17 protein-coding genes are annotated in these 15140 nt (G+C 61.7%); 3 read left to right on the plus strand and 14 right to left on the minus strand.

Annotation, left to right across the window (positions count from 1 at the left end; genetic code table 11):
• The 5 genes from FJ527_RS15590 to eno form a co-directional block, all read right to left on the minus strand.
• On the minus strand, window positions 1-704 hold a 704-nt coding region (locus FJ527_RS15590; RefSeq protein ID WP_140823547.1), incomplete at its 3' end, for a biotin/lipoyl-containing protein.
• A gap of 18 nt (window positions 705-722) precedes the next feature.
• Window positions 723-2153, minus strand: coding sequence for a pyruvate dehydrogenase complex E1 component subunit beta (locus FJ527_RS15595; protein WP_140619592.1), 1431 nt, complete (start codon window positions 2151-2153; stop codon window positions 723-725).
• Window positions 2154-2167: 14 nt separating this feature from the next.
• On the minus strand, window positions 2168-3205 hold the full coding sequence (pdhA, locus tag FJ527_RS15600; protein WP_015317934.1) for a pyruvate dehydrogenase (acetyl-transferring) E1 component subunit alpha: 1038 nt from the start codon (window positions 3203-3205) through the stop codon (window positions 2168-2170).
• Between the two features lie 191 nt (window positions 3206-3396).
• A complete protein-coding gene (locus tag FJ527_RS15605; RefSeq protein WP_140619588.1) occupies window positions 3397-3720 on the minus strand; it encodes a septum formation initiator family protein in 324 nt (107 codons plus the stop codon).
• Between the two features lie 150 nt (window positions 3721-3870).
• Entirely contained in the window at window positions 3871-5145 is a 1275-nt protein-coding gene (eno, locus tag FJ527_RS15610; protein WP_015317936.1) for a phosphopyruvate hydratase, read from the minus strand.
• Between the two features lie 197 nt (window positions 5146-5342).
• Here eno and FJ527_RS29830 point away from each other — a divergent pair, with 197 nt between their 5' ends.
• Window positions 5343-5468, plus strand: a complete 126-nt coding sequence (locus tag FJ527_RS29830; protein WP_140717246.1) for a hypothetical protein — start codon at window positions 5343-5345, stop codon at window positions 5466-5468.
• A gap of 57 nt (window positions 5469-5525) precedes the next feature.
• Here FJ527_RS29830 and FJ527_RS15620 read toward each other — a convergent pair whose 3' ends face one another.
• From FJ527_RS15620 to FJ527_RS29835, 6 genes are all read right to left on the minus strand, one after another.
• Window positions 5526-5891, minus strand: a complete 366-nt coding sequence (locus tag FJ527_RS15620; protein ID WP_015317938.1) for a PRC-barrel domain-containing protein — start codon at window positions 5889-5891, stop codon at window positions 5526-5528.
• A gap of 84 nt (window positions 5892-5975) precedes the next feature.
• Window positions 5976-6179: a dodecin family protein gene (locus FJ527_RS15625; RefSeq protein WP_015317939.1), complete on the minus strand. Its 204-nt coding sequence runs from the start codon at window positions 6177-6179 to the stop codon at window positions 5976-5978.
• Window positions 6180-6254: 75 nt separating this feature from the next.
• Window positions 6255-7097 carry a 3-deoxy-8-phosphooctulonate synthase gene (gene kdsA, locus FJ527_RS15630; protein ID WP_140717248.1) on the minus strand — a complete coding sequence of 281 codons (843 nt, stop codon included), beginning with the start codon at window positions 7095-7097 and terminating at the stop codon, window positions 6255-6257.
• Window positions 7094-7975: a VOC family protein gene (locus tag FJ527_RS15635; protein ID WP_140717250.1), complete on the minus strand. Its 882-nt coding sequence runs from the start codon at window positions 7973-7975 to the stop codon at window positions 7094-7096. Before FJ527_RS15635 ends, kdsA begins: the two co-directional genes overlap by 4 nt.
• A 147-nt stretch (window positions 7976-8122) precedes the next feature.
• A complete protein-coding gene (locus tag FJ527_RS15640) occupies window positions 8123-8413 on the minus strand; it encodes a Dabb family protein (RefSeq protein WP_015317942.1) in 291 nt (96 codons plus the stop codon).
• A 169-nt stretch (window positions 8414-8582) separates the two neighbouring features.
• Window positions 8583-8717: a hypothetical protein gene (locus tag FJ527_RS29835; RefSeq protein ID WP_023773660.1), complete on the minus strand. Its 135-nt coding sequence runs from the start codon at window positions 8715-8717 to the stop codon at window positions 8583-8585.
• A gap of 335 nt (window positions 8718-9052) precedes the next feature.
• Between FJ527_RS29835 and FJ527_RS15645 the strand changes: the two genes are divergently transcribed.
• Window positions 9053-10309 (plus strand): cyclopropane-fatty-acyl-phospholipid synthase family protein, encoded by a 1257-nt coding sequence (locus FJ527_RS15645; protein ID WP_140619578.1) that lies wholly within the window; start codon window positions 9053-9055, stop codon window positions 10307-10309.
• A 124-nt stretch (window positions 10310-10433) separates the two neighbouring features.
• Here the strand turns inward: FJ527_RS15645 and FJ527_RS15650 are convergent, their stop codons facing one another.
• On the minus strand, window positions 10434-12413 hold the full coding sequence (locus tag FJ527_RS15650) for a bifunctional 2',3'-cyclic-nucleotide 2'-phosphodiesterase/3'-nucleotidase (RefSeq protein ID WP_140717251.1): 1980 nt from the start codon (window positions 12411-12413) through the stop codon (window positions 10434-10436).
• Window positions 12414-12563: 150 nt separating this feature from the next.
• Window positions 12564-13829, minus strand: a complete 1266-nt coding sequence (locus tag FJ527_RS15655; RefSeq protein ID WP_140619574.1) for an NAD(P)/FAD-dependent oxidoreductase — start codon at window positions 13827-13829, stop codon at window positions 12564-12566.
• Between the two features lie 164 nt (window positions 13830-13993).
• Between FJ527_RS15655 and FJ527_RS15660 the strand changes: the two genes are divergently transcribed.
• Window positions 13994-14653: a 5-formyltetrahydrofolate cyclo-ligase gene (locus FJ527_RS15660; protein WP_015317947.1), complete on the plus strand. Its 660-nt coding sequence runs from the start codon at window positions 13994-13996 to the stop codon at window positions 14651-14653.
• 4 nt (window positions 14654-14657) lie between these two features.
• Here FJ527_RS15660 and FJ527_RS15665 read toward each other — a convergent pair whose 3' ends face one another.
• Window positions 14658-15131, minus strand: coding sequence for an Lrp/AsnC family transcriptional regulator (locus FJ527_RS15665; protein WP_015317948.1), 474 nt, complete (start codon window positions 15129-15131; stop codon window positions 14658-14660).
• Window positions 15132-15140: the final 9 nt, after the last annotated feature.

Below are 15140 nucleotides of genomic sequence, written 5' to 3' on the forward strand. Positions count from 1 at the left end.
AGGCGCCGCGCGATGGTCTTGCGCATATTGTCGTGCGGGACGAGTTCGTAGGAGCCTTCCTCGAACAGTTTCAGCACCTGCTCGTCCGACATCGCCTTTACCGCCGGGGTGGAGGCAGGCGCGCCGGCCGGAGCCTTGGCAGCCGGTGCCGCCTTGGCGCCACCACCGGCAATCGCGGCATCTACGTCAGCCTTGACCACGCGGCCGTGCGGGCCGGTGCCGGTGACCGCAGAGACGTCGACGCCGGCGTCCTTGGCGATACGGCGGGCAAGCGGCGATGCAAAGGTGCGGTCGCCAGCCGCGTTGCCATTGGCGGCCGGAGCCGCCTGCGCCTTTGGGGCCTCGGCCTCGGCCTTTGGCGCTTCAGCCTTCGGCGCTTCGGCTTTGGGCGCATCCGCTTTCGGAGCTTCGGCTTTCGCCGGTGTGGCGCCGCCGCTTTTCGTCGCCGCGCCGGCATCTTCGCCTTCCGCCGCAAGCACCGCGATCAGCGCGTTGACCTTGACGCCCTCGGTTCCGGCCGGCACGACGAGCTTGGCAACCGTGCCCTCATCGACGGCTTCGACCTCCATCGTCGCCTTGTCGGTTTCGATCTCGGCGATCACGTCGCCGGGCGAAACCTTGTCGCCTTCCTTGACCAGCCACTTGGAAAGATTGCCCTCTTCCATAGTGGGCGAGAGCGCCGGCATGGTGATGTTGATTGGCATATTGTCCTCCCACCCGGTTCAGCGATATGCGACGGCTTTGACGGCCTCGATGACCTCGCCGACATTCGGCAAAGCCAGTTTTTCGAGGTTCGCCGCATAAGGCATCGGCACGTCCTTGCCGGCAATGGTGATGACCGGTGCGTCGAGGAAATCGAAGGCGCGCTGCGAGACCTGGTTGGCGATGTGGTCGCCAACCGAATTCTGCGGGTAGCCTTCTTCGACCACGACCAGCCGGTTGGTCTTCTTGACCGAGGCGATGACGGTGTCGAGATCGAGCGGACGGATAGTCCTGAGGTCGATGATCTCGGCGTCGATGCCCATGCCGCGCAGCTCGGCTTCAGCCTTCACCGCATAGGTCATGCCGATGCCGAAGGAGACGATGGTGACATCCTTGCCTGCCTTGTGGATGCGCGCCTTGCCGATCGGCAGCACGAAGTCGTCCAGCTTCGGAACGTCGAAGGACTGGCCGTAGAGGATTTCATTCTCGAGGAAGATGACCGGGTTCGGATCGCGGATCGCTGCCTTGAGCAAGCCCTTTGCGTCGGCGGCCGTGTATGGCATCACCACCTTCAGGCCTGGAATGTGGCTGTACCAGGCGGCATAGCACTGCGAGTGCTGTGCCGCGACGCGAGCCGCCGCGCCATTTGGCCCGCGGAACACGATCGGCGCGCCCATCTGGCCGCCCGACATATAGAGCGTCTTGGCGGCGGAGTTGATGATCTGGTCGATCGCCTGCATGGCGAAGTTGAAGGTCATGAACTCGACGATCGGCTTCAGTCCAGCCATCGCCGCACCGACACCAACGCCGGCAAAACCATGCTCGGTAATCGGCGTGTCGACGACGCGACGCGGCCCAAATTCCTGCAGCAAGCCCTGTGTGATCTTGTAGGCGCCCTGGTATTCGGCGACTTCCTCACCCATGACGAAGACATCGCCGTCGCGGCGCATTTCCTCGGCCATGGCATCACGCAGCGCCTCGCGCACCGTGGTCGAGACCATTTCGGTGCCGGGAGGAATGTCCGGATCGGCAGCGAGGTTGACCACCGGGGCGGCGGGGACGGAGGCTTTCGGCGCCTCTCCAGCATCCTGCGGCGCCCGCTGCGAGCCTTCCTCGGCCGCGTCGGCGCGCTGCCCACCAGTTGACACCGCGTCTTGCGTCGAGGCGGGAGCCGCCTTGGAGGCCTTGTCGATGTCGCCAGAACTTTCGCCATCCTGCAGCAGAACGGCGATCGGCGTGTTGACCTTGACGCCTTCGGTGCCGGCGGCGATCAGGATCTTGCCCAGCGTACCTTCGTCGACGGCTTCGACTTCCATCGTCGCCTTGTCGGTTTCGATCTCGGCAATGACGTCGCCGGCGACGACCTTGTCGCCCTCGTTCTTCAACCACTTGGAAAGATTGCCCTCTTCCATGGTCGGCGAGAGGGCGGGCATGAGAATTTCGATCGGCATGTCCTGGCCCTCCCTTACAATACGATATCGGTCCAGAGCTCGGACGGATCCGGCTCCGCGTCGTGCTGGGCAAATTCGGCGGCGTCGGCGACGATGTCGCGAACCTCCTTGTCGACGGTCTTGAGTTCGTCCTCGGTCGCCCACTTCTTCTCGATGAGCCGCGCCTTGACCTGCTCGATCGGATCATGATCGGAGCGCATCTTCTGGACTTCTTCCTTGGAGCGATATTTCGCCGGGTCGGACATCGAGTGGCCGCGATAGCGATAAGTCTGCATTTCGAGAATGATCGGCCCATTGCCGGCACGGCACCACTCGGTAGCCAGATCGCCAGCCGCCTTCACCGCACGCACATCCATGCCGTCGACCTGGATGCCCGGAATCTTGAACGACGCGCCACGATGCGAAAAATTGGTTTCCGCCGAAGAGCGCGACACCGAGGTGCCCATGGCGTAGCGGTTGTTCTCGATGATGTAGATCACCGGCAGCTTCCACAGCGAGGCCATGTTGAAGCTTTCGTAGACCTGGCCCTGGTTGGCGGCGCCGTCGCCGAAATAGGTCAGCGAGACATTGTTGTTGTCGCGGTAGCGGTTGGCAAAGGCCAGACCTGTTCCAAGCGACACCTGCGCACCGACAATGCCGTGACCGCCATAGAAATGCTTCTCCTTGGAGAACATGTGCATGGAACCGCCCTTGCCTCTGGACAAGCCGCCGCGGCGTCCGGTCAGCTCGGCCATCACGCCACGCGGCGACAGCTCCATCGCCAGCATGTGGCCGTGATCGCGATAGGCCGTGATCATCTGATCGCCGTCGATCAGCGCCATCTTCATGCCGGTGACGACCGCTTCCTGGCCGATATAGAGGTGACAGAAACCGCCAATGAAGCCCATGCCGTAGAGCTGGCCGGCCTTCTCCTCGAAACGGCGGATGAGCAGCATGTGCCGGTAGGCGGCAAGCTCTTCGTCCTTGGTGAAGTCAACAGGCTTGGGTGCTGATAGACCGGGTTTGCCGTCGGATTTCGATTTGGCAGGCGCTTTTCTGGCTGCGGTGGCCATGCATCACTCCCTGTTGGCGTCTCTTTGCGGACACTGGAGCAAGATCAAACTGCTCCGGGGAGATCGCCCTCCCCTTCGATTTATGGGAGGCTAACACGTAGAAAGGCGTTCCGCCATGTCGAAATTGCATAGCTGGCATGCGCCTAAGCAATTAAAATCATTGAAAATATTGGTGATTAACCTGAAATTGGTTACTTCGCCGGAGCCGGCAGCATGATGGTGATCTCGTCGGCCTGCGACAGATTGAGTGCCTTGCGCGCCTGCTCGTCGAGCATGTCCTTCTCCAGCGTGCCGTCGTGCATGAGCTTGACGCGCCGCTCGAGTTCCATCCTGCGTGCCTTGATCGCATCGAGCTGACCCTGCAACGCAACCGTCTCGGCCTCAAGCTTGTATTTCGAATTGATGCCGAATTCACCGTGATAGGCATGGAAGCCGAAATAAGCCAGGAACAGCACGCACAGCGAGGGAATGATCAGCCGGCCGGTGTTTCTCTGCTTGTGCTGACGCGTCCACATAACCGATTCCCCGTGCCGCGAACTCAAACGGCTCGAAGTCTTTTTCGCCTGATTGTGCTTAACGGACGGTTACGGGAGACCGCCATGCCGGCCTGAAATGAAAAAGGGCGGGATGTCCCGCCCTCTCCGTATCAACGATGTGCGGCCGGATCAGCCCTTGATCACCGACTTGCCGGCGTAATGCGCCTGCTTGCCGAGTTCTTCCTCGATGCGGATCAGCTGGTTGTATTTGGCCATGCGGTCGGAGCGCGACAGCGAGCCGGTCTTGATCTGCCCGCAATTGGTGGCGACGGCGAGATCGGCAATGGTCGAATCCTCGGTTTCGCCCGAACGGTGCGACATGACGGCGGTGTAGGCAGCCTTGTGCGCGGTCTCGACGGCATCCAGCGTCTCGGTCAGCGAGCCGATCTGGTTGACCTTGACCAGGATCGAGTTGGCGACGCCCATGCGGATGCCGTCGCGCAGGCGCGCCGTGTTGGTGACGAAGAGATCGTCACCAACGAGCTGCGTCTTCTTGCCGATCAGGTCGGTCAGGTACTTCCAGCCTTCCCAATCGTCCTCGGCAAGGCCATCCTCGATCGAGATGATCGGATAGTCGGCCGCGAGCTTGGCGAGGTACTTGGCTTGCGCCTTGGGATCGCGCGTCTTCTTCTCGCCCTCATAGACATAGTTGCCGTCCTTGAAGAACTCGGTCGCGGCGCAATCGAGGCCGAGCGCGATCTCTTCACCTGGTTTGAATCCGGCCTTCTCGATCGATTCCATGATGAAGTCGAGCGCCACCGGCGCGCTCTTCAGGTTCGGGGCGAAGCCGCCCTCGTCGCCGACATTGGTGTTGTGGCCGGCATCCTTCAGCTTCTTGCGCAGCGTGTGGAAGATTTCCGAGCCCCAGCGCACGCCTTCGCGCAGCGTCGGCGCACCGACCGGCAGGATCATGAATTCCTGGAAGTCGATCGGATTGTCGGCATGCGCGCCACCATTGATGATGTTCATCATCGGCACAGGCAGGACATGCGCCTTGGTGCCGCCGACATAGCGGTAGAGCGGCAGCCCGGCTGCATCGGCCGCGGCCTTCGCGACCGCCAGCGAAACGCCCAAGATGGCGTTGGCGCCGAGCCGGCTCTTGTTGGGCGTGCCATCAAGCTCAATCATGGTCTGATCGATATGGATCTGGTTTTCGGCTTCCATGCCGCCGATCGCCTCGAACAATTCGCCATTGACCGCCTCGACGGCCCTGAGCACGCCCTTGCCAAGGTAGCGGGCGCCGCCGTCGCGAAGCTCGACGGCTTCGTGGGCGCCGGTGGAGGCACCCGACGGCACCGCGGCGCGGCCCATCGAACCGTCTTCGAGAACAACATCGACCTCGACGGTCGGGTTTCCACGGCTGTCCAGGATTTCACGCCCGACAATGTCGATGATGGCGGTCATTGCGATGTCCTCGATTGATCTGGAGAAAACGTCGCGCCCGTCTTAGCCAAAGCGACGCAAAAGGCAATCGGGGCCTGATCGAATAGTGCCGCCCGCCCGATTCACGAAGCGCAATTTCCTGTCATCATAAGTCATGCCACCGGACGCGCATTTCGGGTTAGGAATGTTATCGTGGGGCGAAACAGGAGGGGTTCGCCATGTCTGAGGTGAGCGGTATTGTCAGTCTGTTCCTGATCGCCGCGGCGTTCCTGACGTCATGCGACAACCAGCAGTCGCCGCCAAAGGCTATTGCGTCTTTGCCGGCTTTGCACATCAGCGAGTAGCGTTGCGTTTGAATCAAAAAGGGGGCCGTGGAAACGACCCCCTTTTCGATTGTGGCGTCAATGCCAGTAGGGCGCGACCTTGTAATATTCGTATGACTCGTCGCGCGCGCTCTCGCCATCCGCGCCGGCCAGTTCGTTGATGGAATGGGCAGGCGCTGCCTTCAGCTGTTCCTTGGAGAAGGGTATGACATAGCCGCCCCTTGCCTCATCATAGTCGAGGCTTGCCCAGGGGATGGCGTGGTACTTCTCGCCAATGCCGAGAAAGCCGCCAAATCCAATCACCGCGAACATGATGCCGTTCGACGTCTTGTCGAGCATGACGTCCTCGATGCTGCCGATGCTGTCGCCTTGGGTGTTGTAGACGGTCGTGCCGATGACTCGCGAAGCGGCAATGGCTTCGGTGTGGCCTGTTTGCGTCGTCATTGTTTGCTCCTCGTTGTCGTTAATCCGCACTTTGACAATGAGGGGCGCGGGCGAAAGTTCCCGACTTTTTTGGCGGCTGCCCAATCACTCCGCGAGGATGAAAGTCACCTTCATATTGACGCGATAGGCCGCGATCTTGCCATCCTCGACGACGATCTTCTGGTCCTGGATCCAGGCGCCTTCGACGTTCTTCAGGGTCTTCGCGGCGCGCGCAATTCCCTTCTCGATGGCGTCTTGAAAGCTTTTCCTGGACGACGAGGTGATTTCGGTGACGCGGGCGACGGACATTGGCTTCCTCTTGCCAAAGCGCTCATTTGCCGGACGAGCCTACAACCGGGGCTTATCCGCTACGACATTGGCTTTTCAGCCCTTTGCAATCCTGTCGAAGGCCATCAGCCTTTCCAGCAGTGCCGGCATATCCTTTAGCGGCAGCATGTTGGGACCGTCGGAGGAAGTCGAATTGTCGGGGTCCTGGTGGGTCTCGATGAAGACGCCGGCAACGCCGACGGCAACGGCCGCGCGGGCCAGCGTCTCGACAAAGCGGCGCTCCCCGCCAGACGATCCGCCCTGCCCGCCCGGCTGCTGCACCGAATGGGTGGCGTCGAAGATCACCGGGGCGCCGATCTCGGCCATGACAGGCAGCGCCCGCATATCCGACACCAGCGTGTTGTAGCCGAAAGAAGCGCCGCGCTCGGTGGTCAGCACATTGGCATTGCCCGAGCCGGTGATCTTGGCGACGACGTTCTTCATGTCCCAGGGCGCGAGGAATTGCCCCTTCTTCACATTAATGACCTTGCCCGTCGTCGCGGCGGCGACCAGCATATCGGTCTGGCGCGACAGGAAGGCCGGAATCTGCAGCACGTCGACATGCGGCGCCACGATCGCGCACTGTTCCTCGGTGTGGACATCGGTCAGGACGGGAAGCGAGAATTCCTTGCGCAACTCGTCGAAGACGGGAAGCGCGGCATCCATGCCGGCACCCCGCGTTGCCGATAACGAGGTGCGATTGGCCTTGTCGTAACTCGTCTTGTAGACGAGGCCGATGCCGAGCCTACCGGTCAGCTCCTTCAGCGTGCCGGCCATGTCGAAGGCATGCTGGCGCGATTCGAACTGGCAAGGGCCGGCGATCAGCGCCAGGGGTCCCGCATTGTCGAAGACGACGTTGCCGACGGTTACCGACGAATTGGGCGCCAGGGGGTTGCTCATGGGATCTCCCGAAAGATGAAGGCTGCGCCCTGCCCAGATGCCGGCCGCACGATGATGTCATTGCCCGACATATCGTGCTGGACGGCATTGGCCGCAAGCAGACCTGCGGTGGCGCCAATGTCGCGGATCGAAAAAACCACGGCGGCGAAGTGCAATTCTGATGGCGTACCGGCCGGTATGCCGAATCTCGCCGTGAAAGCGGCGGTGTCCAGCACGGTCAAGACCGCGTTCGGCAGATGAAAAACGCCGTCGTGCGCATCGGCGGCCTGATCATTGACCGCCACTGAAATCAGCCGATGCTGCTCGGCGGAAGCGCTGCTGATTGCAACCACCTCGACAATTCCGTCGACCCCATTGGGGTGAGCCTGCAAGGCTCCTCGGTCTACTCTCGGCGCGTTGATGCGCTGACAGGCAAAAAGAAATGCGTCCGTTTGGCCGGGAGCCGCGGCAAAGGCGAGCTTGAATGACGCCGTATCGCTTTTGCCCGCCGTGTCTGTGAAGGCTCGGGAGAAGCTCAGCTTGTCTCCCGCCGACAGACCCGCTTCGACATAGCGTTCATGGTCGTCATCGGCATTGTCCGTGCCGAGGACCACCGCGGAAAATCCCCCGTTGCCACGACTTTCGCGATAGAGGCGATCGCGCGCAACGAAGACATTGCCCTCGGCAGCCGCCTCTATCGCAGCCTGTTCACGGCCGATCGCAAGCGGCTCCAGATAGGTGCCGTCGGCGAGGAAAACGCAGCAGTTTTCCGTGCCAAACGGATGGATTCCGGCCGGAGCGACGACGAAGCCAAGGGCGTTGAGCCGGGCACGCGCCACATCGAGGCTCTGCGTCGGCAGAACCAGATGATCGAGCGGATGAATGCCTGACGAGGTCATGGAAGCGCGATGTGCATCATTCGGAAGATCGGTTCAAGACTTGATCGCAATGCCGCCGGCGGCGGCCCCGCAACAACCACCTGAAACAGCCGTGGACTTTCCCTTCCGCCGCAACTGGACTTGACATGAGGCTATCCCGGCACGGGATCAGCTTCCAGCCACGACATCAGCGGAATAGCGCAGCTCGCGCAATGGTTTGACCTTGCTGGTGGTCTGCGCATAGAGCGGATGCGACTTGTAGGCTGCCAGCGCCGCGTCATCGGCAAATTCCGCGTAGACGACGACATCGACTTCATCCGACAGCGGGTCGACCTTGGTGTTCAACGTGACCTCGAAGAGACTGGAATGAGGAATGTCCCCAAGCGCCAGCAGTCCGGTGCGAACTGCTTCCACATCTTCCTTGCGGCGCGCGCTGAAGAAAACGATATGCCGGATCAATCCCGCCTCCTCGATCTGAAATGTCGGGGTCTTTTGTGACGGCGGTCTCTTTGCGTCAACCGGTCATGGCGCCACGCGTCCTTGCGACGCGCCTCGATCGGGCTGGACCTCGTCTCACACCGGTGAGCACCTCAAATGAGGCGCCAGGCTGCTATCTCAAGAGGGGATATCAGGCTTTTCCGGTGACGTAGCGCACGACATGGGAGAGTTCCCTGACCGTGACGTCGAGATACCGGCCCTGATTGTAGAGACCGTCCCAGATCAGGAAGAACGCGATGGCGGCAATGACAATCACATAACGCATGGCTAAAGCTATCGCACTAGCGCCGCGGCTGCCATAGACGTTTTCGATTTCGGGCAGCAGCCTGCCGCAAGGCGGCGGATGCCAGCCGCCCGCGTGGCACAGTCCAGCTCTTGGCATGCCTCTTGAAGTTCCGCCTCATGGCGTGGAAGATTGGCGCAGGCATTCATCGGGAAGCGCTGAAGCTCTGGCTAAGGGGCGCGCGCTTCGTTCGAGCCCGCCTGTCGCCGGATCCGCAAGCTACCGGGACCAGGCAATGGCGTTCGAACCCGGCGGATGAACCAAGAGAACCGCGGCTCGGCGATCGCGCCGGCACCACGGAGATCCAGGGGCTTGGAATGACACACGGGGAACATCATGGCATAGCGCCGGGCGACGCGGTCAGGCTCGACGAGTTCAATTTCGCCGAGATCGTCAAGGGCCTGCCGGCCAAGGCGCGCATGGTGCTGTCGGCGGCGATGAACCTGCCGCGCGGTTCGCTGAAAGTCTGGATGCCGGACGGCCGCGCCGTTCTCGTCGGCGGAAAGGCGCCGGGGCCCGATGCCGAACTGGTGCTCAAGAACTGGCGCCTGCCGGGCCGCGCCTTTTCCGGCGGCACAATTGGTGTTGCCGAATCCTATATGGACGGCGATTGGGAAAGCCCTGACGTCACCAGCTTCCTGGAATTATTCGTGGTCAACTCCGCCTTCGGTGAAAGGGTTGCCGGCGGCGCCAGCTGGCTCATCAACACAGTCCAGCGCATCCGTCACTGGTTCAACGAGAACACACGCACCGGATCGAAGCGTAATATCTCGGCGCACTACGATCTCGGCAACGCCTTCTACAAGGAATGGCTTGACCCGAGCATGACCTATTCCTCGGCGCTTTACGCCAATGGCGTCAACGATCTCGAGAGCGCCCAGGCCGCCAAATACCGGGCGCTGGCCAGGGACACCGGCATAGGCGGGAAAGATCATGTGCTGGAGATTGGCTGCGGCTGGGGCGGCTTTGCCGAATTCGCGGCACGCGAAATCGGTTGCCGGGTTACCGGATTGACCATCAGCCGCGAGCAGCACGACTTCGCCAAGGCGCGCATCGCCAAGGCCGGCCTTACCGAAAAGGTCGACATCAAGTTGCAGGATTACCGCGACGAAACGGGCACCTACGATCGCATCGCCTCGATCGAGATGTTCGAGGCGGTCGGCGAGAAATACTGGCCGGTGTTCTTCTCCAAGATGAAGGACTGCCTGAAGCCCGGCGGCATGGCTGGGCTGCAGATCATCACCATCAACGAAGCCGCCTACGACACCTATCGCGCCAGGCCGGATTTCATCCAGCGCTACGTCTTCCCGGGCGGCATGCTGCCGACGCCGTCCATCTTGAAATCACTTGGCGCCGCGCACGGCCTTGCCCATCTGCGCGAACGCGTTTTCCCCGAGGACTATGCCCGTACGCTTGCCGAATGGCGCCAGCGTTTCCGAGGGTCCTGGGAGAAAATCGTACCGCTCGGTTTCGACGATCGTTTCAAGAAACTCTGGGAGTTCTACCTGCACTATTGCGAAGCCGGCTTCCGAGCCAGCTACATCGATGTGCGCCAGGTGGTCTACAAGGCGTAGCTGGGTACGCACGTCGACTTCCTTTTGCGGGCGGCATTTCCATCGATGCGCTGGATCTTGTCATGCCAGGCGATTCGTGCCGCCGGCCCCTCCAAGGCTGACCGCATCCAGCTTTGACGGCTGATCAGAGAAGGATGCGATATCGGGCAAAGCCAGCTTCGCCCTCGCCGGCAGGTTCGATCTTCAGCGACTTCACATCGGCGATGACGTCCTTTGCCTTGACGCCGGTGTCGAAGACGACGCTGGTTCCCGGCAACGGCGCGAACGACCAGTTGTCGTCGGCCGACGGGTTGATGGTGCCCTGGCTGACGATGTAGCGGACGATGACGTCGCGGTTGGTGTCCGGCGCCTCGTAGATGATCTTCGCGGCATTGATGTCGGGGAAATTGCCACCGCCGCCAGCCCGGTAATTGTTGGTCGCGACAACGAATTTCGCTGCCGGATCAATCGGTTTTCCGTCGAACATAAGCTCAACAATGCGATTGGAACCGGCATTGGCGATGCCGCCCTTGGCATCGTATTTCGGCGGCTGCGACAGATCTATCCTGTAGGTGACGCCGTCGATGACGTCGAAATTGTAGGACGGAAAATCAGTGTTGATCAGGACCTGGTCGGCCTTCCCGGCCTCGATCTTGTTGAAGATGCCGGCCGACATTTCCAGCCATTCCTTGACCTGAGCCCCGGTGATTTCCACGGCGCGCACCGTGTTGGGATAGAGGTAGAGGTCGGCGACGTTCTTGATGGCGATGTCGCCCGCCGGCACATCGGTATAGTAATCGGCGCCGTTGCGTCCACCGGCTTTGAACGGGGCCGCCGCCGACAGCAACGGCACGTCCTTCCACTGTGTGCTTTTCAATATGTCCTTCAGGTACCAGGTTTGCGCCTGGCTGACGACCTGCACCGACGGGTCGTCAGCGACCAGCGCGAAATAGGAATAGAGCGGCGCGGACGTCTTGCCGACAGGGCGGCGCACATAGGCGAGCGTCGCCTGGTGGTCCTGCTCGAGAGCGGCGATGATGCGCTTGTCGTCCGGGACGGTCGGCTTGTTCTTGTTGTCGACACGCTCGAAGATCGGCCGTGCCTCCGATGTCGCCGAGACCACTTTCCACTTCGACCCGTCGCGCTCCAGCATCAGGTCGATCAGGCCCATATGTGAGCCCCAGAACCCGCCCATGACGGCGGGCTTGCCTTGCAGCGTCCCCTTCTGTGCGTCGACGCCCTCGAGCGCCTGGAAATCTTTCTTGCCGGGGAAGACCAGATGCTGGTGGCCGGTGAAGACCGCGTCGATGCCTTCGACGCCGGCGACGAAGAACGAGGCATTCTCCATCATGTCACCCTGCTTGACGTCGATGCCGGAATGCGAGAGCGCGATGACGATGTCGGCGCCCTCCTCCTTCATCCGCGGCACCCACGCCCTCGCCGCTTCGACAATGTCGCGTGTCTTGACGTTGCCTTCGAGGTTCTTGAGGTCCCAGACCATGATCTGCGGCGGCACGAAACCGATGATGCCGACCCTGATCGGCTGTTCCGAGCCTGACCCGTCCTTGATCTTCTTGTCCAGGATTACGTAAGGCTTGAGGTAGAGCTTGTCGTCGCGCGGGTTGGCGGCAAGCTCGGTACCCCGGATCAGGTTGGCGCAGACGAACGGGAAATTGGCGCCGGCCAGCACCTTGTCCAAAAAGGACAGGCCATAGTTGAATTCGTGATTGCCCAGTGTCGAACACTCGTAGCCGAGCAGGTTCATGCCTTTCATGATCGGATGGAGATCGCCCTCCTTCAGGCCCTTCTCATAGGCGATGTAGTCGCCCATCGGGTTGCCCTGCAAAAGGTCGCCATTGTCGATCAGCATCGAATTGGCGGCTTCCTTGCGCACCGCGTCGATGAGGGAGGCCGTGCGCGACAGGCCCATCGTGTCATTGGCTTTGTCGGCGTAGTAGTCATAAGGCAGCACGTTCACATGGATATCGGTGGTTTCCATGATCCTTAGATGCGCCTGGTTGGCCTGCGCCCGGGCGGAGAAGGGATGAAGCACGATCAGCGCCCCTGTGGCGGCGGCCCCGGCTAGGAGACCACGGCGAGAGACGGGATGGAGCAGTTGCGACATGTTTTCTCCTTCTTCAACGACCTGACGAGTCCTGCCCCGAAGCGAACTTCGCGCTGAAATCAGCTCAAGTCCACTCAAGAAGTCGCGCGCATTGGCACGCCAATCCATCAGCAACAGATGACGGCCGGATGAAAGGCGCGGTGAAGAAAGTCAGGTCTTGTCGTCGTCGCCCTGGGTGATCAGCCGGGCGCTGCGCTGGCCTGTGACGTAGATCCATAGCCAGCTCAGCGAAACCGCAAGCCGATTGCGAAAACCGATCAGGAAATAGATATGTGCAATGCCCCAAAGCCACCACGCAAGCCAACCGGTGAGCTTGATCCAGCCGAAATCAATGGCGGCGGCGCGCTTGCCGATCGTCGCCAGATCGCCGGCGTGCTTGTAGTGGAAAGGCCGCGGGCTGGTGTCGCCGGCAAGCCTGGCCTTGACGGTCGCGGCAACATGCCGTCCCTCCTGCTTGGCGGAAGGCGCGACGCCGGGCACGGGCCGCCCGTCGGGCCGCAGCACGTGGGCGGCGTCGCCGATGACAAAAATCTCCGGGCTGCCGGGCACGCTGAGATCAGGCTCGACCAACACCCTGCCCGCCCGATCCGCCTTCGCTTCCAGCCATTCGGCGGCTGGCGAAGCGGCAACGCCGGCTGCCCACAGGATCGTGCGGGCCGGCAGAATCGTGTCGCCAAAAACCACGCCGTCGGCATCGCAGCGCGTAACGGCCCGGCCGAGCTCGACCGAAACGCCAAGCCGTTCCAGCGCCTTCCGAGCGTAGTCGGAGAGCTTTGGCGCGAAATTGGCCAGAATGCGGTCGCCGGCCTCGATCAGCACCACCCGCGTCTGGCGCGTATCGATGTTGCGGAATTCGCCGCGCAGCGTGTCATGTGCCAGTTCGGCAATGGTTCCGGCGAGTTCGACCCCGGTCGGCCCGCCGCCGACGATGACAATGGTCAGCAGCGCTTGGCGCCTGGCAGGGTCAGATTCCCGCTCCGCCTGCTCGAAGGCCAGAAGAATGCGGCGCCGAATGGTGGTGGCATCCTCCAAAGTCTTCAGGCCCGGCGCGAAAGGCTCCCATTCGTCATGGCCGAAATAGGCATGGCGCGCGCCGGTGGCGAGCACCAGCGTGTCGTAGGCGACGGCGCTGCCGTCGTCGAGCAGAACGCGTTTGCCGGACCGGTCGACACCCGTGACATTGGCGAGCAGTGTCGTCACATCCTTGCGCTTGCGCAGGAGATGGCGGATCGGCCAGGCAACCTCCGAGGTTGCCAGCGCCGTGGTTGCCACCTGATAGAGCAGCGGCTGGAACAGATGATGGTTGCGCTTGTCGATCATGGTAATGCGCACCGGTGCACCGGCCAGTGCGCGGGTGAATTCGAGACCGCCGAACCCGGCACCGACGACGACGACATGATGTCTGGCATCGCTCATTTGATTCACCCCTGATGGGCAAGATTGCCTGCCCTAGATGTAGGTATCTTGTGCAATGCAACAATGGCAGGACAGTGCTTGAGACTCGTCGTTCCATGTCGTGAATGCACATGTTCTATCGTATCGCGAGGTATAGCGTCATCGAACATGAGATGAGGTGAGGCATGGCTAACGATCATGACAACCAGGGCCCGGCGCAATACTCTTCGCCGCCCTGCTTCATGCACGAGCTCGACCCTGCGTTCCAGGCACCACTCAGCGACTGGACCGACGTGCGGCGTTGGCGCAAAGCCGAGCGCGAAAGGCTAATCGCCGCCCGGCTTGAAGTTTCCGCCGACGCCCGAACAGCAATGTCGCAACGCATCGCCGGCGGGCTGGATGCACTTGTCGGCGAGATCGCGGGCCGCATGGTCAGCCTTTACTGGCCGTTTCGCGGCGAGCCGGATCTGCGGCCCTGGATGGCGTCCGTCAATGAGCGTGGCGGTCGCACCGCGCTGCCCATCGTTGTCGAGAAAGGGCAACCGCTGATCTTCCGCGCCTACAAACCGGGCGACCGGTTGGAAAAGGGCGTCTGGAACATCCCGATTCCGGCAGAGGGTGATCCGGTGCTGCCGGACATCGTCATCTCGCCCATTGTCGGCATTGATCCGGCAAGCTATCGCCTGGGCTATGGCGGCGGCTTCTTCGACCGTACGCTGGCCGCCATGCCGTTCAAGCCACTGGTCATCGGTGTCGGCTACGAATTGCAGCGCATCGCCACCATTTATCCGCAGCCGCACGACATCCCGATGGATCGGATCGTGACGGAGGCGGCCACGGTATAGGGCTCTAGGCCATCTCCGGCTTCAGACCCATTGCCGTCCGGTCGACGATTTCGCGCAGGGCGAAGGACGAATTGATCTTCGTCACATGCGGCATCGCCGACAGCCATTCCTTGTGGATGCGCTCGTAGTCGACGAGATCCTTGGCCGCGATCCTCAGGATATAGTCGTACTCGCCCGACATCAGGTGGCACGACAGCACGTTGGGGCAGCGTTTGATCGCCGCCTCGAAATCCGACAGCGTCTTTTCGAACTGGCCGGAGAGCGATATGTGGACGATCGCCGTCATCTGGTGGCCAAGGGCCGCGTTGGACAGCCGGGCGTGATAGCCGCGGATGGTTCCGGACTTCTCCAAATTGTCGAGCCGCCGCGAGCAGGCCGACTGCGACAGGCCAACCTTCTCGGCAAGGGCCGCGTTCGGCATCCGCCCGTCCTTCTGCAAAGTCTCAAGAATGGCGATATCAATCCTGTCGAGCGGCATTTTTCGTGA

The organism is Mesorhizobium sp. B2-4-18 (assembly GCF_006441385.1).
In the GTDB taxonomy this organism is placed as follows: Bacteria; Pseudomonadota; Alphaproteobacteria; order Rhizobiales; family Rhizobiaceae; genus Mesorhizobium; species Mesorhizobium australicum.

What these genes read in the sequence shown, in the direction of transcription:
- FJ527_RS15595 (WP_140619592.1), bottom strand. Translation starts at nt 2,153, where the DNA reads ATGCCGATCGAAATTCTCATGCCCGCCCTCTCGCCGACCATGGAAGAG.
- pdhA (WP_015317934.1), bottom strand. Translation starts at nt 3,205, where the DNA reads ATGGCCACCGCAGCCAGAAAAGCGCCTGCCAAATCGAAATCCGACGGC.
- FJ527_RS15605 (WP_140619588.1), bottom strand. Translation starts at nt 3,720, where the DNA reads ATGTGGACGCGTCAGCACAAGCAGAGAAACACCGGCCGGCTGATCATT.
- eno (WP_015317936.1), bottom strand. Translation starts at nt 5,145, where the DNA reads ATGACCGCCATCATCGACATTGTCGGGCGTGAAATCCTGGACAGCCGT.
- FJ527_RS29830 (WP_140717246.1), top strand. Translation starts at nt 5,343, where the DNA reads ATGTCTGAGGTGAGCGGTATTGTCAGTCTGTTCCTGATCGCCGCGGCG.
- FJ527_RS15620 (WP_015317938.1), bottom strand. Translation starts at nt 5,891, where the DNA reads ATGACGACGCAAACAGGCCACACCGAAGCCATTGCCGCTTCGCGAGTC.
- FJ527_RS15625 (WP_015317939.1), bottom strand. Translation starts at nt 6,179, where the DNA reads ATGTCCGTCGCCCGCGTCACCGAAATCACCTCGTCGTCCAGGAAAAGC.
- kdsA (WP_140717248.1), bottom strand. Translation starts at nt 7,097, where the DNA reads ATGAGCAACCCCCTGGCGCCCAATTCGTCGGTAACCGTCGGCAACGTC.
- FJ527_RS15635 (WP_140717250.1), bottom strand. Translation starts at nt 7,975, where the DNA reads ATGACCTCGTCAGGCATTCATCCGCTCGATCATCTGGTTCTGCCGACG.
- FJ527_RS29835 (WP_023773660.1), bottom strand. Translation starts at nt 8,717, where the DNA reads ATGCGTTATGTGATTGTCATTGCCGCCATCGCGTTCTTCCTGATCTGG.
- FJ527_RS15645 (WP_140619578.1), top strand. Translation starts at nt 9,053, where the DNA reads ATGACACACGGGGAACATCATGGCATAGCGCCGGGCGACGCGGTCAGG.
- FJ527_RS15650 (WP_140717251.1), bottom strand. Translation starts at nt 12,413, where the DNA reads ATGTCGCAACTGCTCCATCCCGTCTCTCGCCGTGGTCTCCTAGCCGGG.
- FJ527_RS15655 (WP_140619574.1), bottom strand. Translation starts at nt 13,829, where the DNA reads ATGAGCGATGCCAGACATCATGTCGTCGTCGTCGGTGCCGGGTTCGGC.
- FJ527_RS15660 (WP_015317947.1), top strand. Translation starts at nt 13,994, where the DNA reads ATGGCTAACGATCATGACAACCAGGGCCCGGCGCAATACTCTTCGCCG.
- FJ527_RS15665 (WP_015317948.1), bottom strand. Translation starts at nt 15,131, where the DNA reads ATGCCGCTCGACAGGATTGATATCGCCATTCTTGAGACTTTGCAGAAG.